Origin of the sequence: Streptomyces sp. NPDC092045, from assembly GCF_044756005.1 — a bacterium.
GTDB lineage: Bacteria > Actinomycetota > Actinomycetes > Streptomycetales > Streptomycetaceae > Streptomyces.
The window spans coordinates 1-23321 of the sequence record NZ_JBIVSC010000036.1 but is presented as its reverse complement, the minus strand read 5'-3'; the positions used below and the strand labels follow the sequence as shown (position 1 = coordinate 23321).

The window sequence follows — 23321 nt, the reverse complement described above, 5'->3', positions numbered from 1 at the left end:
CGGCTCCACACTGCCGACGCTGCGCTCCGGCTTGGTCAATCACTGATCGATGTCGTCGAAGAGGCTGCGATGCGAGCCGGAGGGCTGGTGTCTGCCCCGCTGGCCGCCGTGATCGGTCGTAGCGTCAGGCTCCCAGCTGTCGTTGCTGGGTGGCCGAGACCGACGCTCGTCGTTATAGAAGTCGCGTGCATGGTAGAACTCTGCGGCCGCGTCGTCGTCGCCCCGTTCGTCGAAGGCCAGGTAGTACCAGAACAAGGCGCGCTCGATGGGGTCGTCATCGTCTCCGGTAGCGTCCTCGAGCCACTCACCCACCACATCGACAAGTGTTGGAACGAGCTCTTGCCGCACGTGCTCGAACAACTGCTCATGCTCCTCGTCGGTGAGGAGGAGGTGCCAGACCTTCTTCTGCCAGTCCTTGGTCTCGATCCAGGAAGCGTCGGGGCCGGAGACAGCGAGCTCTTTCATGCGCTCAACGGCACGTTGCCGAATGTCTTCTGTCAGTAGACCGGCCTGGTGGAGCCGTGCGAGTACGGTCGTTCGGGTGTCGTACTGGGCGGGGGAGTGGAACTTGATGAGTATTTCGCTCAGTTGCGGGTCTGCAGCCATATAGGCACGCAGGAACGTGTCGGAGCCGCGGTACACCACATATGCCAGGACGGCTTCTTCCGGAGGCAGATGGTGCTGCCATGATGCGAGGCGGCCGTAGTGGCGGGCACGCACGGCGGCCAGACGTTGCGCTGCCTGCTTGTAGAGCGAGGGCGGGATACGCAGGAGGGTGCCTTGGCGTTGCTCGCTGTCGCGGTCGAGACAGTCGGTGCGTGACAGGAGCGCCTGGTCGGTCATGCCGGTGAGGACGACCGGCAGCAGGTGTGGCTGGGTGGCCAGCCAGGCGGCGAAGCCTTCTCGAAGAGTGGGGTGGTGGAAGGCCCAGTAGCCCTGTCCGTCGGATGATGTGTTGAGGCGGAGGAAGGTACCGGTGAGTGCGGTCAAGGCTTTGCTGACGCCGGCCTGCGTGGAGCCGGCTCGCTCGATGATGTCGCGGTCGCCGGCATCGAGGGTGATCGGGTTTGGCAGGCCGGGCAGCGTCTCGTCTCGGGCCGTTGCGTACGTGAGTGCGAGCGCCGCGTGGGCGTGGGTGTCCAGCTGGTCGTAGACATCGCTGAGCAATTGCTGGGACTGCGCCATAAATGCCGTGATGCCCTGCCGTGTCAGGGGCAGTTTAGAAGTGAACGCCTGCAGCCCCAGACGACGTGCGGCCTCGGGGCGGAAGGGGGCGGCGTCGGCTGCTGCTTCCAGGTGCGGTTTCATCTGGACGCGTACATCTTGGGGCTGGTCGCCGGCGGAGAGGTGGTTGTACAGGATCTGTTGCCGCTCTTCGCGGGTGAGGTCGGCGACGTCTACGGTGACCTGCTGTTCGTGCAGCCGGGGGTAGGAGTACGGCTTCAGCAGCGGGCGGGCTTCGTTGTAGATGTAGCTGCGGGAGGTCAGTACCACTCGGGCGCCGTTCTTGACCGCGCTCATCACGTGTGGCAGGTCGCGTGCCCAGGCGTGGGTGAGGTGTTCCTCGTGGCGGACAGCGCCGAAGGCGTCGTCGAGCCAGAAGAACTGGTTCTTCTCGTGCGGATTCCAGCGTTGTGCGAGTTCTTCGGAGGTCCGGGCCTTGATAGCCATGCAGTCCCAGTTATCAGCCGCGCTGATGGCCAGCATCAGCGCGATGACGGACTTGCCGACGGCCGGATCGCCCAACAGCAGCACAAAGCCGTGGTCACGCAGCGCGCGGGCGGCCTTGCGGTAGGCGCCGGTGACGACGAACGTGGCCACCTGCTCGGGCGCGGACGCCATGAGTACCGAGGCCTGGGCGTAGGCACGCTCGTCGAGGATCTGCGAGAGATCACCGAGCCCGTAGACGCGGGGGACGAACATTCGCAGCCTGCGGTGCGTGGCGATCATGTCGCTCAGCCACTGACCGTCCAGGACTAGCGGATGCGTGACCCCGCATGCGCTCAGCCGACGGCGAATCTCCTCCTCGGAGGTGCCGGTGACCCGCGCGTTTGTCAGCAGCACGTACGTTCCGCACACCCCGCGCTTCACCAGGGCGCTGACCTTATCGAATTCGTCTTCCAGCTCCGACGGGGCGAGCGTGGCGTCGGCCTTCTTGGTGTGCTTGCACTGCAACACGAACGGCCCTGGCGGAACGTCTCGAACGCCACTGGGGTCGGTCGGCGGCTGCCAGGTGCCGTAGAACGCGCCGTCTCGGCCTCCGTCGTTGGAGTCGGCGAACGCCTGCACTGACTGCCCCCACACCTCCCGCAGGACAGCCGCGCACAGGTCCTGGAAGGCCCGCCAGCCCAAGGTGTGCAGGGTAAACCGGGGAGAGCCGGCAGCCACGACTTCGCCTGCGCTGCTCATGTGCCGTCCCTGCTGTCGTGTTCATCGGCGTCATGGTCGGCGAGTGCGGCCATCGCCTCCCACATGGCCTCATCGTCGTAATCCGGCACCACCAGGTCAGGTGTCAGGTCGTTGCTGTCGGGGTCCAGGTTCTCGGACTGGGCCAGCACCTCGACCAGGAACCGTCGCGCGGCCTTCAGCAGGTCGGGATCATTCAGCCACAGCCCGAACTCCAAGCTGCGGCGGGAGCTCCCCGTGCCGTTGGCGCTGCCTAGCCACAGTCGGTGCGGCGTGAAGCCGGTGACATCTGCCACGCCTCCCAGAGCGTCTTCGTCATGCCACCACAGCTCACCTAGCAACAGCATCTTGGTGTGAAGTATCGGGACGAGATGGTTTCCGGCCTTGCGATAGCCCAGCGTGCGTAGTGCCGGGAGCCGGACGAGTTCCTGCGGCGAGCCAGGGCCCAGCACTGGTGCCTTGCCGTCCTGGTGGAAGCGCAGCTCCTCTAGCTCGGAGAAAGCCCAGGTGGGGAGGCCAGCCGCGTCTTTCACAGCCTCGGCGACCTTCCGCAACCGCTCTGCGTGGTACTTGCCCCGTGGCTGCTTACTCACCACCACGCACGCGGCGGGGAACTCGGCGATGCGCTGCAGCAGCTCGGCATCGTCCACCCACAAAAAGGCCCCGAGCATCGCAGGCCCCAGGCTTCTCGACCGCCGCTGCTGTTCGAGATCACGCCGGAACTTATCAATCCCCTCGATGAGACCTGCCAGCACGTTCGTCCCGAACTGGACAGGACGCTTCCCGTCCTCCAGGACTGCCTGTACGTCGAACTGCTTGGAAAACGACGGATCCATATGCCCCCCTGTGCTGCCACCATTATGACGCGACACCACGGATCGCCGGGTGCTGAGCGGCAGCGGGGAGCATGGTGGCCCGGGGGCCCTTCAGTCCATGCCGACCTGCCCTGGCCGCGCCGACGCGTACCTGACCGGCGCCAAGACGTCGGCTGCGGGGGCGCGGATTATCCATAGGTGCAGGGGTTTATGTGGTGTGTTCGGTGTGGTTGCCACCTGGTCGTGTGGCAGCTGTCTGGAATGGGCTCCGGCCCTCGGCGGGGCTTGGTTGTGTTTGGTAGGTGGATCAGGCCTATGTAGCTGAGCGCTCGATCTCCCCGGTCACCGGTGTGGAGCGGTGGGTGGTGGCCGATACACGCACCTTCGACCTGCATGTAGAGGCGTGTGCGTTCTTGGCGGGGTTGCGTAGCAAGGGCCGCTCGCCGAACACGGAGCGGGTCTACGCGGGCCGTCTCGCCCTCTATCTGAACTACTGCAGTCAGCGCCGTATCGAGTGGTCACGTCCGAGTTTCATGGCTCTGTCCGGGCTGCAGCAGTGGCTGGTCACTACGCCGCTGCCGGCCCGCAGCCGCCGCTCCCCGGCAACGGCTGCGCCCCGCTACCGTTCGCAGGGTACGGCGAACGCGGTGATGACGGCGGTCACGGACTTCCTGCGCTTCGGCGCGCTCCACGGCTGGGTCCCCGCGCAGACGGCCGGCTTGCTGTCGGAGCCGAAGTCCCTGCGGTTCTTGCCGGCCGGTTACGACGCCGGCGAGCGCAGCCAGTGGCGTCAGGTCCAGGCGTCGGCCTTCCGTTTCCAGGTCAGCGAGCCCGGCTACGAGGACCTGTCCCCGCAGCAGATCCGCCGCATGATCGCGGATACGCCCCGGGCGCAGGACCGTTTCCTTATCGCGCTGCTCGCCGCGACCGGCCTGCGGATCGGGGAGGCCCTGGGCCTGCGCCAGGAGGATCTGCATTTCCTGGCCTCGTCACGCTCCCTTGGCTGCCCCGTACAGGGCCCGCATCTGCATGTGCGCCGCCGCACCGACAACCCGAATGGGGCCCTGGCCAAGTCCAGACACTCCCGCTGCCTCCCCGTCACCCCCGACATCGTCTCCCCGTACACCGACTACCAGCACGAACGGAACCCGGTGGCCCAGGCGGCCGACACAGGCATGGTGTTCGTGAACCTCTTCCGCCCCCCGCTGGGGCGGGCCATGACCTACCCGAACGCCAAGAGCGTCTTCGACCGTCTGGCCCGCCGCGCCGGGCACCCGGCTCGCCCGCACATGCTGCGCCACTCCGCGGCCACTCACTGGCTGCGTGGGGGAGTGGACCGGGACGTGGTGCAGAAGCTGCTGGGCCATGTCTCGCCGCTGTCCATGGACCGTTACCGCCACGTCGATGAGTCCGAGACCCGGGCGGCTGTCGACCGGGCCCAGGCATGGCGGGAGAACCAGTGAGCACCGCTACCGCGCCCGTGACCGCACTGGAGGCGCCGACGAGGGCCACGAAGAAGTCGTGGCAGAGGTGGCTGCGTGCCCACATCGATCCCGCGTGGCGGCCGGGGGAGTGGGACGGCGCCAGATGGCTGTTCACGGGAGACCTCGACAACCCGCGCACCTCGTCCTCCCGGTGCCGCACCCGCCGCTGCGACGTGATCGTGCGTGCTCAGGAGACGTTTTGTACCTACTGCTCGGATCAGCGCAGAAAGAGTGGTCTGCCGCGGGAAGAGTTCGCCGCCACTTTCACCCCCGCCCGTTCCAGATCCCTGCCGTTGACAGTCGTCGGGCCGTGCACGCTCACCCGGGACGGGGTGCGGTGCGTACGCCCTCAGGTATCGGGAGGCCTGTGCGCCGCGCACCACGGATCATGGAAGTACCACAAGTCCAGAGGCACGCTCGAGCGGTGGCTTCGCAGCCGGGCAACACCGTTTACCGAAAACCCGGGCTGCATGGTGACCCACTGCTCCGGCTGGGCGATGAACTCCAGTGAGCTGCCGCCAACTTGAGGTAGCAGGTCAAAGGGCTGGTGTGACCGGCTCCCGATTTGCTCATGCGGGTCGCGGGCGGGTGTCTGAGGCCTAGATCGTTAGCCAGCGGCCTCGGGGGCGGGGTTCGGGGTGGCGTCATGTCGGCCCCTCGCAGAGGAGCGGATTCGCGCCTGGGATCATGAGCGGATGTCCGAGGAACCGAACCCGATGTCTAGCCTGTGGCCGTTCGTGCCCTCCGAGGTCACTGGTTGGCTGCTGGAGCTGTGCGGCGATGGCATCACGGGGTTCATGCCTCCGGCGATGCCTGACGCCGTGTGGGTGCTCAACGCCATGTACGAGCACAGCCTGGGGCCGGCCGATGTGTCGTACCACGAGTACCACCAGGTGCGACTGGCGGACGGGGGTGTTCAGCCGCACGTCGTCGGAGACATTGACCTTGACGCGGTGAGCGTCGCCACGGGGGGAGGGCTCGGCCGCGTCGAGCATCCGGTGCCCGGTTGGCGAAGGCTGCGCTGGGCCGACCTTGCCGGGCGGAGCGGCGACCCGGTCGTGCCCGACGGGCTGATGCCCTTCTACCGTTGCTTTCCCTCGGCCAAGAAGGAGGGCAGCTGGCCACTGGGCGTGGTCCCGCCGACCGAAGGGAGCCTGGACCGTGAGACCTGGAATCGGCTGATCGCCATCCTCACCCAGTTCAGCCCTGCGGGCCCGGACACCCGCTGCCTGGCCTACTACAACCCGATGACGCTGGGGGCCATCGACTTCGACAACCTCCACGTGCGCGCGGGCCGGATCGGCGACGCCGAGATCCTGTACGGCCAGTCCGAGGCCGACTTCAGCCCGTCCAACCTCTGGGCCGAGGACCGCTCGTGGGTCCTGTGCACCGACTACGACCTGTGGGGCACCAAGGTCGTCGGGCCTCCAGCCCTCATCAACGCATTGCTGAACGACAGTGAAATCGAGGCGGTTCGTCTGCCGTGGGCGCACTGACGACGAGTGCTTGAAACCTTCTCCAGCACGGAGCGCAGGCGCCTTCCTATTCCTGACCGCGGAGGCCCGATGGCCCCTACGATTCCGCTCATGCTGGATCCCGAACTGCTGGAACGGATCACCACGCGCCGTGCGGAACTGGACGAACTCGAAGAACAACTGGCCAAGCAGTTGGCAGAAGTGCGGGCTGAGTGGGACGAGCTCGCTGTCGCCGAACGCGTCCTTGAACGGATAACCGGACAGCTCGCTGAGGAGCGTTCCTCAACCCTCCCGATGCCGGGGCAGGTGGGCGGACGGGCAGTGATGCTGATCCCGCACCGCAAGCCTGGCGTGGAGGAGGATGCCCTGCCGTGGAACTACCAGCGCATCATCGCGGCCGTGCGGCAGGCCGCCGGACCAGTCATGGCCCGTGAGGTCGGCGAGGTGGTGGGCGTGGACGTCAGCGTGAAGGCCAAGCTGGAACCGCTACGCAGCAAGCTGATCAAACTCGTCGATCGCGGCTGGCTGCGGAAACTGCCCGACGGCCGGTTCACCACCCGCCTGTGACCAGGAGCACCGCAACTCGGAGCGGCCCGGCACAGGCGTAACCGAATTGCCCCCGGCGGCCGTTGGAATTGTGTGACGAATACCGAAGAGCGCGCCGAGGGCACCTGCCCGCTTGTCTACCAGTGCCGTCTGCCGCTGTCCACGAGCACCGTCAACCACCTTGTCGATCTGCTACGGCGCCACCTGAAGTCGATTCGCTCCAGGTGGCGCATCCTGCCGCCTGGGAAGATCGCGGTGATCGTCCTGGCCATACTGCGTCACGACCAGCGCCTGGCCGACATGGCCGGCGGAAACAATGTGTCCGAGTCCACCGTCCGCCGCTGGCGCGACGAGCTGATCGGCCTGCTCGCCGCGCAGGCGCCTCGCCTGGACCGCGCCCTGAAGAAGGTCGTCAGGCAGGGTGGGGAAGTGGTCCTGATCGACGGCACCCTCATTCGCACCAGACGCCGCACCGGAAAGGCCGACCGGCGGAACTACTCCGGCAAGCACCGCAGTCATGGCCTGCACTTCCTCGCCCTGACCGACGAGAACGGGCGCCTGATCTGGATATCCGCCGCCCGGCCCGGCCGCACCCACGACAACACAGCCGCCCGCCACGACCACATCCTGGCCCACCTGCGCGCCGCCGGCCTCGGAGCGTTGGCCGACCTCGGCTTTCGCGGCCTGGACAACGACATCCTCGACCCCGTAGTCGTCACCGGCTACATCGCCTCTCGTACTCACAAGCTCACTCGAGGCGAGAAGGAGGCCAACCGTGTCCTTGCCATCGGACGGGCACCGGTTGAGCACGGCTTCGCCCACCTCAAGAACTGGCGGATCCTCACCAAGCTCCGCACCGACCCCGCCCGCGCCACCCGCCTCCTGCGCGCTCTGCTCGTCCTGACGAACCTCGAAATCAACCGCTGACAGATGATCTTCTCCGTGGGCTCCCGCCCAAGACCAGCACGAGTACCCCGAGGATCGGTCACACCAGCCCTTTGACCTGCGACTTCAAGTTGGCGGGAGCTCACTCAGTGGGCTCTACCGGGTGGCTTCCACCGAGTGGAGGCCACTCCGGTGCACCAGACAACGATGGACTCCACCGTGGTGCGCACCGAAGTGGTGCACCACCGCACCCGGTGCGTCGCACCACCCGACGACGCCCGGCACTCGCGCGCACCGGTGCGCCGCACCCGATGTCTCGCACCGCACCGGTGCGCTCACCGCTGACCACCCCCTCCATCAGGTGCGGCCGGAAGCGCGCGACCCCTTGTTCAGCTCTGCTACACCCCCTTGTCCAGCTCTGCTACCGCGACGTTTCTCCTTGCCATCGCCGGTTTCGGCTCGCGATCAGACCGCGGCCAAGGGGGTATGTGATAGAGGAGCCTGCCCTGCCGTGGAGCGCCCCGGCGCGGTGCGGCTACACCGGAGACTGCACCGCCGAGCGCCGGCGGTGCAGTCTCAATGGTGCGGTGGAGAGCGCCATGGTGGCGCGGCGATGCGGGGACGCACCGTCGCTATTGGATGGTGCGGTGCGGTGACGCGGTGGTGCGCCGTTCTGAAAGTCGCTTTGCGATCAGTAAATCCCTTTGTCCCAAGCTGCTTTGACCGGCAAGACTTGCCCGATGACTGCAGAGGAAGTGCTCCCCTACGGTGAACGCATCGTCGGCCTCCCGGAGGTGGCCCAAGAACTTCTCGGCCGCCCCTTCGACGACGTGGACGGTCCGCCTCATGAGCCCGGCCCCACTGAGTACCACGCACTTCGCGGCCTGATTATCGCCCAGTGCACCGAGATCGAGGCCGCCACGGGCATGATCCTTACGGTCCTGGACCCCACCGTGAACCTTCGCAAGGTCTTCTTCAAGGATCGGATCGACAAAATCAAGGCGCTTCTTGCTCCGCCTCCTGGGAGTTCTCAGGATGTCGACCTCAAGGCCATCGACGAGGCCCGCTTGCGACGCAACCACATCGTCCACGCGCCGGTCGTCACGATCTTCAACTACACGCCCTACCTGCCTGGGAGCGGCGACTGGGTACCCGTCCTGACCGTCCAGGGAGAGGACGAGGTCGACCTTGGCACCCTCTGGGACGACCTCGCACTTCAGCAGAACGCGATGCGAGCCGCCGTCCGCCTCTGGGCCGGCGTCACCGGCCAGATGCCCTAGCAGGCCGGGATCTGTAGGGCCACCGACCAGCCACGGGGATCTAGTTGGCGGCGGGCTGCATCTCGCTGGTGAGGATCATGATGTCCACGGTATCTGGTACCCCCAGGTCGGGGGCGTCCCCGCTGATCGCGGCGGCCTCGTAGGCATCCTCGAATGGCGGACCTGTGGGCAGAGCCCGGCCGCCGGAGGGGAGAACTCCCCTCCGGCGGGTTGATCACGATGCGGTCACGGTGGAGGGGTTTTCCGAGGTCGGTGTCACACGGAGCCCGAATTTCCAACCTGTACAAGGTGAATGGCGAGATGGGTCTCGCCCCACTTTCAGGAGCATCCTGTGTCCGCAGACGACCCCGAGCAGCACCTTGACCAGCCCGGTGAAGCCCCCTCCGTGGACCCCTCCGCGCCCCGCACCCAGCGCCCGGGCGTTGTTGCAGGTCAGGCCCGGCGGACAGGGGGTCGCCGCAGCGCCGACAACCCTCATGCAGATGTAGCAAGGAAGCCACAGCACCGGAGGACTTCGACCGAGCCTCGACGCAGGGAGCTCCTGCAAGCACTGGGGATCTTCCAGCGGGCTACGCCCGACCAGTTGTGGAAGCTGACCCGTCCCGGCAACCAGCACGACAAGCTCGTACGCGACACCCTCCTGGATCTTCAGGACCATCACCTGGTGAGGATCGAGTTGGTACGGGAGGACCAGCGGCAGGTGTGGGTGCTGACGAAGCGCGGACACGCCGAGGCGAAGCAGCTGCTGGAGCCGAAGGGCATACGCGTCTCGGCACTGCGTGAGGAGAAGTACGACCCGGTCACTGGGAAGCTGCTCGGCACCAGTTACGACGACCACGCCGCGGCGGTCACCTCGACGGCCGCCGAACTCCACCGTGCCGGGATCGGCCACCGGCTCGGCTTTGCCACCGAGATTCCGCACCGGCTCGCAGGCGGGTACGTGCAGCGGGCGGACCTGGTGGTGCGGGCACCTGCGGCCGGGGTGCCGGTGATGCTGCTGGAGATCGACCGCCGCACCGAGGACGCCCACGACCTGGTCGCCAAGCTGCGCCGGTACTGGCAGTGGGGCCGGCTGCTGGCACCGGACGCGGGCAGGATCGCTGTGGACCTAGTCCGCTCCCAGCCGGACGCGATCGAGGACGTCCGCCATGAGCTGCGGTTGTGGCGTCGGGTCTATCCGCCAACCGGCCGGGAGGGCCTGGTCCCCCTCGCGTTCGTGTTCGCGGACACCACCGAGGCGAAGGTCGCCAACACGGTCACGGTGCTGGAGGAGGCCGGCCGCCGCTACTGGGCTCCGCGCCGGTACGGCACGCTCTACGGGAAGGCCATCACCGCGCGGGACTACCGCCAGGCCGTGCCGGTCGTCGTCACCACCCTGGAGCAGCTTCAGGAGCACGGCGCCGGCGCGGCGGTGTGGCGGCGACTGGGACGCACCCGGGAGCAGACGCTGACCGACGCGCTCGACAACCCCGACGGAGACGCTCTCTACCACCGCCAGTACGCCCGCGCTGAAGCGGAGGACGCCCGTCGCCGCGCCGCTGAGCGGGAGGCACGGCGGCCGGTGTGCAAGCGGTGCAGGCGGAAGTTCACCGACCAGCGCTGGGAGGAGACCACCGCACACCGGACGGCCTGGAAGGCCGGGGACGTGTCCGTGTGCGGCACCTGCCACGCCGACGACGTCGCCCGCGAGGAAGCCGCCGCCGAAGCCGCCCGCCTTCAGGCCGCCGCGCCGCCGGAGCCGCAGGGCGGCCCCGAGCCGGAGAGGGGCCGCGGCTGGTTCCGCCGTCGGACCTGATCGCGCATGCCCGCTGTGCGGTCGGCAGCCGCCGGGCCGCACAGCGGGACCGGCCTTGAAGTCACCGCTCTACCGGGCGGGACGGACGGGCTCATCCGGCGCCACCAGCCCACCGCAGGTCCTACACAAGTCGCATGAGACGCAACCGAGAAGAGACCGCACCCCAGGATCCGCCGGGCGGCCTGTGGCACGCCCTGGACCGGCTCCAGCACACCCATCCCGATCCCGTGGGCCGCGTCGGACTACTCGCGTGCCCGGCCGGGCTGCTGTCCTTCACCGCGGCCACCGGCACCATCCTCACGGCCCGGGTGCAGCTGACCAGTGCGGAGACGATGCGTGAGGTGAACGACACGCTCCGCGCGATGACCGGGGACCTGCCGCACGCGCGCTTCACCGGGCCCGGCGTCGCCCTGAAGCTCACGCTCAGCAGGCGCCAGGACCTCCCGGTTCACGCGGCGCACGTCGCCGGACTCACGCGGCTCTTCCGCCATGCCGCCGGCACCATCGGCGCCTGCAGCACGCCGGGTGGCGGCCGGTGTTTCCACTGCGACGGGACGGGACGGGACGTGCCCGCCCGCTGTGGCAGCCGGCTACCGGGCAGGCGTGAGTGGCACACGAGCTGATGGCCTGCGGCCGGTCCGGGGTTGCATGGATCGGCCACGGAGCTGACCTGCGGTTTGGCGGATGCGGGCGAGGGCCTCGGGTCCGGGGGACGGCGTCTTCACCATGTCTTGTACGTGCGGGCCGACGACCGGCTGAGGGTGCGTGCTCGGTCACGTGGACATCGGTGAGCTCCGTCGCACCGGCCTGCGTCCTGGCCGGTGGCCTGTCGGGGGTGGGGGTGACGGGTGGGGTGCCAGGGGCCGGCGTGCGAACAAAAGTGATCAGTGTTTGTTCATTGTGGGCTGTATCGAAAACTTTCGAACGGAGGTGCTGGTTCCGCGACTGCGCTATGTAGATTCATGATCAGTTTTCGGGGCCAAGTGCCCTTTCTGGCAAGGAAGTTGTTTTTACTGGAACGCGGGCGTGCCTTCGCGGGTACTCCGCGGGAGCGTAGGGGAGGGCCTTCATGCCTGATATCGATCTCGGTGAGGCCAGTGACTGGCTGGGCGGCGACATCCACGGCCGGGTCAAGCTGACGCAGAGCCGGGGCCAGTCGAATCCGGCCAGAAAGGACGTGCTCGTCGGGTCGCCGGTGAGCATCGAGCTGTCGGTGAACACGAACCTCTCCGCCAGCCAGGAAGCCGACAAGATCTACTTCACGACCCACCACGGCACCACGAAGAAGGTCATCGCCGTACTGGACTCCAACGGCCAGCTGTCCATCGCCGGCAAGGTGTTCACCAACCAGGGCAACCTGACCTCCTAGAACACGGCCCCGGCCCCCTTCACCTCCGGCGTACCAGCCGGACCGGACGGGCGGCACCAGGGCCCGAGCACTCTGCCGAGCGTGCCTTTCGGGTGATGAGGCCCCTCACCCGGCCATGACCTTGATTTCCACCCCAGTCCGGCGGTGCCCTCGGGGCTTCCGCGGATCGCAGAGGAGGACCCCTCATGCCCGACATCGACCTCGGTATGGCATCGGATGTGAAGACCGGCGACTGCAACGGCCGCATCAAGCTGACGCAGAACCGGGTCTACTCGAACCCGGCGAAGAAGGACGTGGTACTCAGTGGCCCGGAGAGCATCGAGCTGTCGGTGAACACGAACCTCTCCAGCAGCCAGGAAGCCGACAAGTTCTACTTCACGACCCACCACGGCGGCACGAAGGTGATCCTCGCGGTGCTGGATTCCGATGGCAACCTGAGCCTTGCCGGCCGGTTGGTCACGGAGCAGAAGAACCTGACCTACTGAAACGCGGCCCGGCCCTTCCTCCGCACGCCCGCAGCGGGCGCGCATCCACCGGGTGACGAAGCCGCTCACCCGGCCATGACCCTGATCCCACCGGAGCGCGGCGGCGCCCTCAGGTGCTTCCGCGGATCGTAGAAGAGGACCCCTCATGCCCGACATCGACCTCGGCAAAGCGACGGACGACTACCCCGAAGGCGACGTGAACGGCCGCGTCAAGCTGACCCCGAACCGGGTCTACGAGGGCTCGCCCAAGAGAGACGTGCTCATCAGCGGCCCGCAGAGCATCGAGCTGTCCATCAACACCAACCTGGAAGTAGACCACGCGAAGAACAAGTTCTACTTCACCACCCACTGGGGCGACACGAAGAAGATCATCGCGATCCTGGACTCGCAGGGCAACCTCTACCTCGCCGGCAACGTGTCCCAGGGCAACGGTGGCGGCCTGCGCTACAACTGAGCCCAGTAGAAGGAGGCCGGCGCACGGACCACTGTGTGGCGGCCTCCCGGCATTTCCGCGAACCGGTACTGTCGCCGGGCCCCTGCCCGGGATGTACGACCCCAGCGGGCCCGGCCGCCTGCTGTTCGCGTTCTTCGCCGCGATGGCGGAGACCGAGCGGGAGAACATCCGCGAGTCGACCCTCGAAGGACTCGATGCGGCGGCCCGCAAGGGCAAGCACGGCGGGCGCCCGCCCGTCATCACCGAGGACATGCTGCACACCGTGCTGCGGCGCCGTGCGAACGGCGAATCGGTCGAGCAGATCCAGCCCGACCTGATCATCCCCACCGGCAAGCGCAAAGGCCAGGCTCCCAGCGTCGCGAGCATCTACCGCGCGCTCACCGAGCACGAGAAGAAGGAGGCGTACCCCGAAGCCGTCGCGGCAGCGCACGCCGACTTCGCCGACCTCCAGGACGCGGACGACATCCCCCGCCCCCCCCCGCCGAGTCCGCATCCGGCGACCGGATGACCCGCTCTCCCCGACACCAGCCGGACCATGATCAATCTCAACGGCACTGACGGGTCACTGGTTGACGGGGAAGGTCGCCTGGAAGGCGAGCCGGTGGGGGGCGTGCGTGCCGATTCGGGTGAGGAGGTCGTCGAGGGCGAGGTACTCCTCCCAGGGCTCGCGCCCTGTGGCTGTGGCCAGCGCCTGTACGAGCCTGTCCTCCAGGTCGGGGACGCGTTTGTCCTTCCAGATCTTGTCGGCCGTGCTGACGAGGAGCTCCTCGATCGTTACGTCGGGGCTGTCCCAGGTCGCATGGGTGGCGGCGAACCTCGCCAGGTCGGTTGTGAAGCCGTGCTCCAGGAGCAGGTCCCGGCCGGCTGCCTCGTGTGCTGATCCCGGTCCGGAGAGCTCCTCGGGGTGCACGGTCTTGCCCACGTCATGGGTCGCTGCGCCGAAGAGAACGGCGTTGCGGTCCACGGCCAGATCCGGGTACCGGTCTCCCACCCAGTCGGCCAGTTCGACCGCGACGTCGTGGACCGCGCGCAGGTGGGCCGCCAGACGTGGTGGAGCCTCAAGGGAGCGCAGTAGTTCCGCCACTGCAGGTGGCAGCGGCCTCAAGGGCGGCTCCGTCGGGGCGTCAAGGGCGCGGGACAGGACGTCGGAACGCATCGAAGTCATCCGGGGGACAGTACCGGTCCTTGGTATGCAGGTCAGGCAAGCTTCGAAGACGGACCCCGGGGCACGGTCGCTTGACTGCCGCATTGGGAAGCAGTACCACCGGGCCGCCCCAACCTCCGCCACGCTCGGCATCGTGTGCATCCTGACTAGTCCTGACCCGGGCCCTGCCCTGGCCTCGGTCTACCAGTCGCCTTACGCCGGTGCCGATGCCGCTTTCGTCTTCGAGAACAGCGCGGCGAGCGCCGGCCCTTCTCGACCTGGCGGAGTTCCTTCCAGTCGACCTCGGGACGCGCGCCGGACAGGGCGTCGGCATCGGCGGTGCAGCGGGACCTCGACCACTCTCCGGCCCGCCAGGTGTCGAACTCAGCCTCGGCCATTCCACGCCCGGATCCACTTGAGCCTGGCCAGCCAGTCGGGCTCCATCCCCTCACCCGAAGACGGGCGACCTGGTCGGAACATGCGCCCTCGGGGTGTTAGACAGGTCGATCAGCGGGCTGCAAGTGAGGAACCGGCGGGCCACAAAGGAAGTGTTACCAGCACCTCGCCAGGCACGTTCGGAGTGTCGAGCACGGCGGCGCTCCACTCTGGCACCGCTTTGGGGGTGCTGCATCGAACATGTGCTTCTTACTGTTGTTGAAGATGTAATGAGAGTTATCGTGTGCGTTCACTGCGTATTCGGAAACGCTCTGATGCGCAGTACTGGTGTGGAGAGGGCCTGAGACAAAGAGGTCACAGGCCCCAGGGGATGGGCAAGGGCAATATGTCTGCACAACTCTGGTCGGACGAGCCGACACATCTGGATCTTCTGTCGTTCGACGCGGTGGCCAAGACCGTGGCTCAAGCCGTACTCGACGATGCTCTCGACCCGGTGACCGTCGGGATCTCGGGTGCCTGGGGGAGCGGCAAAACCACGGTGCTTCGCCTGATCGAGGACGAGTTGGCGTCGCCCCTCTCCGAGACCGATGCAGCCGTGCTCGTGATCAGCACAGACCCGTGGCGTTACGACCCCGGTGTCGGCGCCAAGGAAACTCTGATCGGGGAGGTGCTCAGTGCCGTCGCTGCCGAACTTGCCCGGAAGGAGCAGCCGGGACAGCTCCGCAGCCACGCCCGGACGATGCTCACCACGCTGCGGCAGCGGGTCGACTGGGCCAAAGCCCTGCAAGTGGCGGCCAAGACGTCATTGACTCTGCAGTTGCCCTCCGTCGACGACCTCACCAGCCTGATCAACACCGAACCGAACAACCAGGACGCCGACGCCACAGACCCCTCGACTCGCGGGCTAGGCGAATTCCGCAGCGAATTCTGCACACTGATGGGATCCGCGGAGCTCAGCCATCTCAAGCGTGTCGTCGTGCTCGTCGACGACCTGGATCGATGCCTGCCTGAAACGGTCGTGGACACGCTCGAGACCATCCGGCTGTTCCTGGCAGTGCCCAAAATGGCGTTCGTCGTCGCCGCCGACGAGCACCGGGTGGCCGACGCCCTGCGCACCCGCTTCCCCGCTCCCAGCAGCACACGACACGGGACGGAAGAGCGATACTTCGAAGAACCCGCCAGCCTCTACCTGCACAAGATCGTGCAGACCACGGTGCCGCTGCCGACCCTGAGCCGTTTCGACACGGAGGCATTCCTCGTTCTGCTGCAGCTCTCCCAGCGCCTACCCGTCGAGGACCTCACTCCCTACATCGAGGCCTGCGTACGCCTGCGCCGAGAGAAAGGACTGCTGGACGACCTGGCCACGACCGTGAACGGCAACGACATCTCTGCCGAACTGGTCTTTGCCTCACGGATGACGCCCATCCTCTACGAGAAGCTCCAAGGCAGCCCCCGCCGCATCAAGCGCTTCCTCAACGACCTGCGGGTGCGCCAGTCCGTCGCCGGCCACCGCGGCATTGTCCTTGAGGCAGACATCGTGGCCAAGCTCATGGTGCTGGAGAAGCTTCTGCCTGACTCTTTCGCCACCGTCCTGGAATGGCTGGCTCGCGGCGAGCTGCGCTCCCGGATGGCCAAACTGGAAGCGACAGCCGGCCGCCCCACTCTCACATCCCCGGAAGCCGAGGACTTGGGCACCTCGCCCGACCGCGACGGGCCCTCGCAGGAGGAGCAGGACCTGGCGCCGGATGGAGACGAGCCAGTCACCTTCGAGGACGAACTGATCCGATGGGCCAAACTTTCCCCCGGTCTCGGCTCCGTGGACCTGGCGCCCTACCTCTACCTGGCAGCCGCGTTCTCCGGTGAACAGCTCCTCGACGCCGGCCTGCCGGGACGGCTGCGCGACATCGCGGCCAACCTGCTGTCCACCTCACGCTTCGACCAACACCGTGTGACCGACGCCGACATCAGCGCGCTTGGTGAAGATGACGCCCAGAGCCTGGTCGAGTACCTCGGCCGAGCCGGCCGGGACCGCCCGACTGAACAGAGCGCAGCCGTGCGCGGCCTAGTCCGCATCGTCACCGCCTACCCGGCCACCACCGAGCGAGCCGCCCGGCTCCTGCAGTCCATCCCGGCCGGCGAGCTGGAACCAGCCGCCATCCTGGCCCTCCCGGCCGCCACCCCCGCCTTCCGCAGCGTGCTGGAGTATTGGAAAACTCATGCCCCGGCCGACCCGGCCCGGATCAAGCGCACCCTGGAGCATGCCCTGAGCACAGGAAACCGCTCCTGATGGGCACCAAGGGCTCTTACACCGGAAACGGCACATCAGCCAGTAAACAACTACAGAACAACGTCGCACAGTGGCTTGACGCCCTGACCGGCACCGCCCCCGGCGCACCCTCGCCCCAGCTCTCTCCGGACCAACTGGCTCCTGCGCTAGCACTCTTCAGGCCTTCCAGCGGCCACGCCGATGGCCCCGGCGGCGGAGCAGGAGGCGTCGCCCAAGCCGGAGGAGGCCGCACCGGGGGAGGAGCACAGCGCACCATCACCCAGTCCTCCCGAACGGCAGGCCGCGCCGCGGCCGCCGCCTACGCCTATCGCACCGGCAACGCACAGGCTCTGCAGGAACTCGGCCTCAACTACGCAGAACTGCAGGCTGCAGCCGCCGACCCGATCGACTGGACCCGCCGGATCGTGGAAGCCGCCTGCGGGCCACTCGCCGACGGCACCATTGAGGACGAGGAGCGCCGCTTCGTCGCCAGCGAAGTGGCCCAATGGGTCCTAGAGACCGGCACCGACAGCACGCCCCCCAGCCCCGAGGAGGTCGTCCGAGAAACCCTGGCCCTGACCATCTCCGAAGCGATCCTCAGCGAAGCCGCCTCAAAAATGAACGACGGCTCCCGCCCCGCTTGGGCCACAGCCGACGGAGAACGCCAACTCCGCGAGACCGCACGCGCCCTGGTCGACCGCGCCCCCCTCACGATCACCGGCCCCAGCACCACTGAGATCACCCGAGCCATCGAACAAGGAATCGAGGCAATGCGGTCTATCTGGATGGAGCCCTGATGCCCGCCTACACCCTGCACCTGAACGCGGACATCTCACGCCCCGGACCTGCAGGCACCACCATCTTCTGGTGGCCACCAGGCTCGGGCGGCTCCTTCGTCTCTACCCTTGGACCACGCCTGGGAGCCCTGGGCCCCGTACCCGAACCCAACATCGAACTGGTCCGTCTCGCTGCCCTGGTATACGCCGCCGACCGCACCACCCCTCGCCGCGCCGCCCGATCCAACTGGACCCGCCGCACGCTCGAGCTGAACGTACCCGTCTACGCCACAGCCCGCTGGAATGCAGTACGCGAACGCCTCGAAGCCCTCCTGGGCTTCCTCTCCGGAGACCACTGGTCGATCCACTTCCACCGCGCCACCACCCCGCAAGAAACCATTCACGCCATACCCCATCCCGGGATACGGCGTGTGGTCCTCCTCAGCGGCGGCGCCGACTCGGCGATCGGCGCCCTGCACTCCCGCCACAACCTCGGCCCAGACCAGCACCTGCTGCTCTCCCACGTCGGCGCCACCAACCTTGCCCCGATCCAGCGCACCGTCGCCAACGACATTGCCCACCTCATCGATGGGCCCCCACAGCACCACCAGCAGCTGCGGTTCTCCCGCAAAAACCAGCAGCCCACCGGGGTGAGACTCTCCAACGAGTACTCCACCCGTACCCGCTCCCTACTCTTCCTCGCCCTGGGCCTGGCCGCCGCATCGGTAGAGAAGGTGCCACTGTGGATCCCGGAAAACGGCTTCGCCTCCCTCAACGTGCCGCTCACCGCCGACCAGCGCGGCGCCGTATCCACCCGCACCACTCACCCCCTGTTCCTGCAGACCCTGGCCACCATCGCCCAAGACGCCGGAGCCCACGCCGTCATCCACAACCCCTTCGCCGACCACACCAAAGGCGAGATGTTTACTCAGGTCGCCGAACTCGTCGGCACCAGACAGGCCGCCCGCTTCCTCAGCCGCACCCACTCCTGTGCCCATACCGGACACCGCACCCACCACATTTCCGTACGCACGCACTGCGGCGTGTGCTTCGGCTGCCTTCTACGCCGCGCCTCCTTCCACGCCGCCCAACTTGAAGACACGACCGACTACCTCCACACCCGCCACGAAACACACCTCAGCGGCTACCTGGCCGACAAGTCGGTCGAACCCTCACTACGCACCTTCCTCGCCCGCGGCCTGCGCCCAGCCGACATCACCACCCTGAATCTGCCCTCCGACTACCCCACCCGCCAGGCCTACGAGTTGTGCCAGAAAGGCATCGCGGAACTGGAGCTCCTGTACCCATGAGGACGAGCGCACTGCCACCGCTGGACCTGCACGCACACATCGACACCAGTGTTCCGGCCGACGACCTCGCCGGCCTGGGCGCCGTCGTCTTCGCCGCCACCCGCTCCCTGTCCGAGGCCGCCCAAGCCGTCCAGCGACACGACAACCGGATTATCTGGGGAGTCGGCGCCCACCCCGGGCTCGCCCGTAGCCACACAGGCTTCGACCCCGGCATCTTCACTCAGCTGATTGACCACACCTCACTGGTCAGCGAGATCGGGCTCGATGGCAAGAGCCGAGTACCACTTGACCGCCAACAGGCAACCCTCCGAGCTGTTCTTAGGATCCTGGCCGACAATCCGCGAATCACCAGCATCCACAGCTACGCTGCCTGCGAGCAGGTGCTGGACGAGCTGGAACAGTCTCCGATTCCCGGGATGGTCCTCCACTGGTGGCTCGGCACTCCAGCGCAGACCGCCCGCGCTGTCCGCCTAGGCTGCTACTTCTCCATCAACGCCTCCGCTGCACGCAAGACTGCTCTGCTACAGACCATCCCCCTCGATCGGCTGCTGGCCGAAACAGACCATCCCTTCGGCGACCGCAGCTCCGCCCGGCCCCTGCCCGGCAATATCGCCGCCGTAGAACAAGCCCTCGCACGCCACCACCAAATGACGCCTAGGGACATTCGCCAGATTGTGTGGCACAACCTGGCTACCCTCGTACGCGACACCCACTGCGCAACAAGGCTCAGCCGGCAGGTACGGTCCCACCTTGCCTCGCTTCCGCCGCGACCGGCACGTACTGGAGCGGGACCGCCTGGTTGACCTCGTCCCCGGCACTATGCCCAGTTGATATCCAGATCCCGTAGTGAGTCACGCTGCTCCTGGTCGAGTTTGTCTCGCCGGCTCTTGGTGTTGGAGATCCATACGCCGAGCTTCACGGTCACCGGCTCCGTCTTGCCGTCGATGGTGATCTGTTCGCTGTGAGCCCTTGGCACTGGTCGATCGCCTTCCCGCTCGACCCATTGCGTGAGCGCTGTCAGTCCTCGTTGGAATGCTTGTTGTGCCTTGGTCGGCCCCTTCGTCCCGCGGTGGGCTGTGGGGCGGGGGGAGGGGGCCTGGTCGGGTTGTACGCCGAGCTTTGTCAGTCGTTCTTTCTGTTCGGGCAGGAGTTGGGCCCAGGTGCCCGGTTTCTTCTGGCGCTGAAGCCAGGTGCCTAGGTCGTCGCCTTCGAAGAGCACTCCGGGTTCGATGGCCGGCAGGAGCCCGCCGGTCTCGGTGTCGGCGAGGTGGGCCAGGACGCGGTAGTGGCGTTGCCAGTCCAGCGGCCAGGGGCAGTCCCAGTCCGGGTCGATCGCGGCCAGCTGCTGCGCGCGCATGGCGGCGCGCTCCGCGTTCTTGCCCAGGCCGTCTTTGCGCCGGAGGTTGGCGATGTGTCGGCCGATGGGCACCAGGCCCTCGGTTTCGCTCACGCCCCACATGGCGTCCTGCCGGGGTGCGAGGTGTCCTGTGGCTTGCCGGTAGGCCCGTAGCGCGGCGAGTTTGTTCTCCCACGCTTCCTCGCCGGGTTCCCAGACCATGCCGGCTTCGGGTGCGTCGAGGAGCTCTTTGCGGTGGGGGTCGAGTTCTCCGGTCCGCAGTGCCTTGCGCTGCTGGTGGACCCATTGACCGAGCGGGAAGTTCTTGGTGACGCCGACTTCGACGTCGGTGTCGTAGGGGACGGCGTACAGGCCGGTGATCTCGTTCTCTGTCCGCCATCTGAGCAGTGCTTGGTAGCCCTGCAGCCAGACCAGGGATTCGGGCCGGTAGACCCGGGTGCGCAGGAAGGCTGCGATGGTGGTGGCGTCGCGGGGGCTTGAGAAGTGCAGCAGCGCCGATTCGGAGGCGCCGGTGTCGTCCTGTCCCTGGCCGTTGTCTGTGTCACCGGCCCCGGTGATCCGCCCGTCCTCGTCACGCTTCAGGTGGATCTTGCGCTTGCCACTGGTGAGCGCCCGGGAGGCGAGTTGTTCGACCAGGCGTTTGTCATGACTGCGCAGGCCCTGGAGTACGGCGACCAGTCCGGCATAGGAGGAGGAGGCGATCATGTCGGTCGGGTCTTCACCGGGCTCCAGGAAGACGGGGACGATGATGCGGGCGGTCTTGGTGGTGCCGTCGCGGTTGGGGCGCAGTGCGCGTCCGATGTTCTGGACGATTTCGACTTGTGAGCCGCGACTGTCGGCGAAGCAGACAGCCTCGACTCCCCGTTCACCGGTGATGTCGATACCTTCCCCGAGCACACGGCAGCTGGCGAGGAAGGCGCGGTGCACGCGACGGCCGGCCGCGTCGATACCGCCTGCGAACTGGCGCAGGGTCTCGCGCCGCTCGGTGACGAGGTGCTCACCGAACAGCCACGCCGACCACACCCGCTCCGGAGGGACATGGCGTCCGGCCTCGAGCTCGTAGAACTCCGCCCCGATCGACGACGCGGGCAACTCACCCGCATGCTCCAGCTCCTTGTCCGAGACATCGCCCTCATACAGCTCAGCCGCGGTCTGCGGCAGCTTCTGTGCGAACGCCGCGGCCTCCTCGACCCTTTGGTGGAACGTCATGACGGTCCGCAGATTCCACGCCGTGGCGTGCTCCAGGAGCGCGGTCTGCAACAGCGCCAGGCGCCGGCCACGCCGCGCCTCCTCGGACTCCCCGAGTACGGGGGAAGGATCGTGGATCTCCAGGACGTCGATCTCGAACCCGGCGAGGATCTCCCGCTCGATCGCCTCCGACAAGCCCAGCTCGGCCAGCCACGCCCCATACGTGCCGTTCGGGTCGTCGGTCATGGAAGCGACCTCCACCTCCTCGTCCTCCGCACCGTTCCGGTACCGGGGGACAGCAAGGATGCGCGGGGTGGCGGTGAGGTAGAGCCTGAAATCCGCCGGGATCCGGGAGTTGTCGTGGATGGCCGCCCAGGGTCGGCCCGGGTCGCCGGTGGTCCCATGGGCCTCGTCCACGATCGCGAGATCGAAGCCTGCCATCCGTTGCCCGAAGAGCCGCTCCCCGCCCGCCAGAGCGGCTTCCAGCGGTCCGCGGACCTTTCTTACCCCCACAGCGTCCACCTCCTCGCGATCCACCAAGGACGCATACGTCGCGAACACGACGATCGGGCCACCACCGGCCCACAGAGCGAGCTGGATCGGATTGGTGGTCGCCCGTACACCCAGTTCACGCAGCACCGGATCGTTCTCCAACGAGCACACCGCCACCATCGGCGCCCGATGCCCCATCAGCCGCCAGGCCTGGGCGGTCTGCACGAGCAGATCCAGAGTCGGCACGGTCATCAGGACCCGCCCCTCCGGGAAACACTCCAGCGCACACGCAGCGGCTGTGATCGTCTTGCCCGATCCGGTCGCCGAGACGATCGTGCCCCGGACACCACGCTCAGGCACAGACGGCCTTGCAGAGAAAGGAGACCCCGCCCACCTGCGGAAAAGCTTTTTCTGCTCCACCTGATGCTGACGAAGAACGACAGGCTGCTGCCCGACCTCGCTCATCCTGCTTCCTCCTCCACGGGCCGCCTCAGCCCGCACACTCAGGGCTGGCAGGGGGCACCAGTGATCTGCCAACGCTACATTCTGCATCCTCTGGATGCGCCGACCAGCACGGACGCCCTCAGAAAAATTGAGAGCCTGCTTTAAATCAACCCAGGGCGATCGGTCCAGCTTCATTCCTTCTTTTGCTACAGGGGGCATTCTGGCCGTTACAGAGCGTATTGACCCAGGCAACTGACCAGCGTAGAGTAGTACTTAACAGCGCAGGAGCACGTTCTTGCGCAAGCTTCAAGAACCCAGAAGGGACTTGATTTAAATGAATTATTCACAGAATAGGAATCTAGATAGATGCGTAGTAGGTTTTCAAGCGTTATTGAGGTAATTGTTGCCGTTTGCGGCCTGGTCCTGGAGTTTCTGGCATTTGCTGGAACCCTTCCTATTTCAATAGGATTTGTAGGTCTCTGCTTCTCAATCGGTCATCTCGTTCGCACTTTCAGGAACAAGAAGTAACTAATGTCACCCCGAGGGCTGCCTTAATGGTAGCCCTCAGCTTCCGCCAATCAAACATAGTGCATCAAGCTGATGCACCGATTCCACCGGAACTCGCACGCGCAAGCCCCCATCCCGCCAGCCAGCCGGGCTCGCGCCAGCGGGCCCGAAGGGACTGGAGGCGCAGCAGGAAGGACCGTCAAGGCGGGGGAGCGCAGCGGACACGCCGGCCCGGGGCTGAAGCGAAGCGGAAACCCGGACATCGGGACAAAACCCCGCAGACCTGGGAGCGCAGCGGACAGGGCGTCACCTCCAGTGTGCAGCACCGGAGGTGAATGGCTCGCGCAGCGAGCCACCAGTGCTCCCGCGAAGCGGGAGCACAACCACCGCGCGCAGCGCGGTGGTTCGCTTTCCCATCGCGCAGCGATGGGGTACCCGCTCCGCGGG

General features: G+C 66.9%; 19 protein-coding genes. 15 read left to right on the top strand and 4 right to left on the bottom strand.

From position 1 onward, the window contains the following. Positions 1-39 precede the first annotated feature (39 nt). Both ACIQKA_RS34285 and ACIQKA_RS34280 read right to left on the bottom strand, forming a co-directional pair. On the bottom strand, positions 40-2409 hold the full coding sequence (locus ACIQKA_RS34285) for a hypothetical protein (protein ID WP_402543334.1): 2370 nt from the start codon (positions 2407-2409) through the stop codon (positions 40-42). Then, positions 2406-3242 carry a hypothetical protein gene (locus ACIQKA_RS34280; protein WP_402543333.1) on the bottom strand — a complete coding sequence of 279 codons (837 nt, stop codon included), beginning with the start codon at positions 3240-3242 and terminating at the stop codon, positions 2406-2408. The genes ACIQKA_RS34285 and ACIQKA_RS34280 overlap by 4 nt, the downstream gene beginning before the upstream one ends. A gap of 281 nt (positions 3243-3523) precedes the next feature. On the opposite strand from ACIQKA_RS34280, the gene ACIQKA_RS34275 reads away from it, so the two are divergent. From ACIQKA_RS34275 to ACIQKA_RS34225, 11 genes are all read left to right on the top strand, one after another. Next, positions 3524-4684 carry a tyrosine-type recombinase/integrase gene (locus ACIQKA_RS34275; protein WP_402543332.1) on the top strand — a complete coding sequence of 387 codons (1161 nt, stop codon included), beginning with the start codon at positions 3524-3526 and terminating at the stop codon, positions 4682-4684. Between the two features lie 716 nt (positions 4685-5400). Further along, positions 5401-6201 (top strand): hypothetical protein, encoded by an 801-nt coding sequence (locus ACIQKA_RS34270; protein WP_402543331.1) that lies wholly within the window; start codon positions 5401-5403, stop codon positions 6199-6201. 90 nt (positions 6202-6291) lie between these two features. Continuing rightward, positions 6292-6747 (top strand): hypothetical protein, encoded by a 456-nt coding sequence (locus ACIQKA_RS34265; RefSeq protein WP_402543330.1) that lies wholly within the window; start codon positions 6292-6294, stop codon positions 6745-6747. Between the two features lie 72 nt (positions 6748-6819). Next, on the top strand, positions 6820-7653 hold the full coding sequence (locus ACIQKA_RS34260; RefSeq protein WP_402543329.1) for a transposase family protein: 834 nt from the start codon (positions 6820-6822) through the stop codon (positions 7651-7653). Between the two features lie 698 nt (positions 7654-8351). Next, positions 8352-8891, top strand: a complete 540-nt coding sequence (locus ACIQKA_RS34255; RefSeq protein ID WP_402543328.1) for a hypothetical protein — start codon at positions 8352-8354, stop codon at positions 8889-8891. Between the two features lie 583 nt (positions 8892-9474). Further along, positions 9475-10686 (top strand): hypothetical protein, encoded by a 1212-nt coding sequence (locus ACIQKA_RS34250; protein WP_402543327.1) that lies wholly within the window; start codon positions 9475-9477, stop codon positions 10684-10686. A gap of 134 nt (positions 10687-10820) precedes the next feature. After that, a complete protein-coding gene (locus tag ACIQKA_RS34245; RefSeq protein ID WP_402543326.1) occupies positions 10821-11309 on the top strand; it encodes a hypothetical protein in 489 nt (162 codons plus the stop codon). 446 nt (positions 11310-11755) lie between these two features. After that, positions 11756-12055 carry a DUF6342 family protein gene (locus ACIQKA_RS34240; RefSeq protein ID WP_402543325.1) on the top strand — a complete coding sequence of 100 codons (300 nt, stop codon included), beginning with the start codon at positions 11756-11758 and terminating at the stop codon, positions 12053-12055. A gap of 185 nt (positions 12056-12240) precedes the next feature. Continuing rightward, a complete protein-coding gene (locus ACIQKA_RS34235) occupies positions 12241-12540 on the top strand; it encodes a DUF6342 family protein (RefSeq protein WP_402543324.1) in 300 nt (99 codons plus the stop codon). A gap of 145 nt (positions 12541-12685) precedes the next feature. After that, the gene (locus ACIQKA_RS34230) at positions 12686-12994 is read left to right on the top strand and encodes a DUF6342 family protein (protein WP_402543323.1); all 309 of its coding nucleotides are present in this window, start codon (positions 12686-12688) and stop codon (positions 12992-12994) included. Between the two features lie 91 nt (positions 12995-13085). Continuing rightward, positions 13086-13502, top strand: coding sequence for a recombinase family protein (locus ACIQKA_RS34225; protein WP_402543322.1), 417 nt, complete (start codon positions 13086-13088; stop codon positions 13500-13502). A 54-nt stretch (positions 13503-13556) separates the two neighbouring features. On the opposite strand, the gene ACIQKA_RS34220 is transcribed toward ACIQKA_RS34225, so the two are convergent. After that, positions 13557-14150 carry an HD domain-containing protein gene (locus ACIQKA_RS34220; protein WP_402543342.1) on the bottom strand — a complete coding sequence of 198 codons (594 nt, stop codon included), beginning with the start codon at positions 14148-14150 and terminating at the stop codon, positions 13557-13559. Between the two features lie 754 nt (positions 14151-14904). Here ACIQKA_RS34220 and ACIQKA_RS34215 point away from each other — a divergent pair. From ACIQKA_RS34215 to ACIQKA_RS34200, 4 genes are read left to right on the top strand one after another with little or no spacing between them, the layout of a single operon-like run. Further along, entirely contained in the window at positions 14905-16821 is a 1917-nt protein-coding gene (locus ACIQKA_RS34215; RefSeq protein ID WP_402543321.1) for a P-loop NTPase fold protein, read from the top strand. Continuing rightward, complete coding sequence (locus ACIQKA_RS34210) at positions 16821-17597, top strand: hypothetical protein (protein ID WP_402543320.1); 777 nt, start codon at positions 16821-16823, stop codon at positions 17595-17597. Before ACIQKA_RS34215 ends, ACIQKA_RS34210 begins: the two co-directional genes overlap by 1 nt. Beyond that, positions 17597-18886, top strand: a complete 1290-nt coding sequence (locus ACIQKA_RS34205) for a hypothetical protein (protein ID WP_402543319.1) — start codon at positions 17597-17599, stop codon at positions 18884-18886. Before ACIQKA_RS34210 ends, ACIQKA_RS34205 begins: the two co-directional genes overlap by 1 nt. Further along, positions 18883-19689, top strand: a complete 807-nt coding sequence (locus ACIQKA_RS34200) for a TatD family hydrolase (RefSeq protein WP_402543318.1) — start codon at positions 18883-18885, stop codon at positions 19687-19689. The genes ACIQKA_RS34205 and ACIQKA_RS34200 overlap by 4 nt, the downstream gene beginning before the upstream one ends. 14 nt (positions 19690-19703) lie before the next feature. Here ACIQKA_RS34200 and ACIQKA_RS34195 read toward each other — a convergent pair whose 3' ends face one another. Next, complete coding sequence (locus ACIQKA_RS34195) at positions 19704-22388, bottom strand: Helicase associated domain protein (RefSeq protein ID WP_402543317.1); 2685 nt, start codon at positions 22386-22388, stop codon at positions 19704-19706. Between the last annotated feature and the right edge of the window lie 933 nt (positions 22389-23321).

Bases quoted from the DNA above. Each gene is read 5' to 3' on its own strand.
- ACIQKA_RS34205 (WP_402543319.1), top strand. From the start codon at position 17,597: ATGCCCGCCTACACCCTGCACCTGAACGCGGACATCTCACGCCCCGGA.
- ACIQKA_RS34200 (WP_402543318.1), top strand. From the start codon at position 18,883: ATGAGGACGAGCGCACTGCCACCGCTGGACCTGCACGCACACATCGAC.
- ACIQKA_RS34230 (WP_402543323.1), top strand. From the start codon at position 12,686: ATGCCCGACATCGACCTCGGCAAAGCGACGGACGACTACCCCGAAGGC.
- ACIQKA_RS34215 (WP_402543321.1), top strand. From the start codon at position 14,905: ATGGGCAAGGGCAATATGTCTGCACAACTCTGGTCGGACGAGCCGACA.
- ACIQKA_RS34285 (WP_402543334.1), bottom strand. From the start codon at position 2,409: ATGAGCAGCGCAGGCGAAGTCGTGGCTGCCGGCTCTCCCCGGTTTACC.
- ACIQKA_RS34265 (WP_402543330.1), top strand. From the start codon at position 6,292: ATGCTGGATCCCGAACTGCTGGAACGGATCACCACGCGCCGTGCGGAA.
- ACIQKA_RS34280 (WP_402543333.1), bottom strand. From the start codon at position 3,242: ATGGATCCGTCGTTTTCCAAGCAGTTCGACGTACAGGCAGTCCTGGAG.
- ACIQKA_RS34210 (WP_402543320.1), top strand. From the start codon at position 16,821: ATGGGCACCAAGGGCTCTTACACCGGAAACGGCACATCAGCCAGTAAA.
- ACIQKA_RS34245 (WP_402543326.1), top strand. From the start codon at position 10,821: ATGAGACGCAACCGAGAAGAGACCGCACCCCAGGATCCGCCGGGCGGC.
- ACIQKA_RS34220 (WP_402543342.1), bottom strand. From the start codon at position 14,150: ATGCGTTCCGACGTCCTGTCCCGCGCCCTTGACGCCCCGACGGAGCCG.
- ACIQKA_RS34235 (WP_402543324.1), top strand. From the start codon at position 12,241: ATGCCCGACATCGACCTCGGTATGGCATCGGATGTGAAGACCGGCGAC.
- ACIQKA_RS34195 (WP_402543317.1), bottom strand. From the start codon at position 22,388: ATGAGCGAGGTCGGGCAGCAGCCTGTCGTTCTTCGTCAGCATCAGGTG.
- ACIQKA_RS34255 (WP_402543328.1), top strand. From the start codon at position 8,352: ATGACTGCAGAGGAAGTGCTCCCCTACGGTGAACGCATCGTCGGCCTC.
- ACIQKA_RS34225 (WP_402543322.1), top strand. From the start codon at position 13,086: ATGTACGACCCCAGCGGGCCCGGCCGCCTGCTGTTCGCGTTCTTCGCC.
- ACIQKA_RS34270 (WP_402543331.1), top strand. From the start codon at position 5,401: ATGTCCGAGGAACCGAACCCGATGTCTAGCCTGTGGCCGTTCGTGCCC.
- ACIQKA_RS34240 (WP_402543325.1), top strand. From the start codon at position 11,756: ATGCCTGATATCGATCTCGGTGAGGCCAGTGACTGGCTGGGCGGCGAC.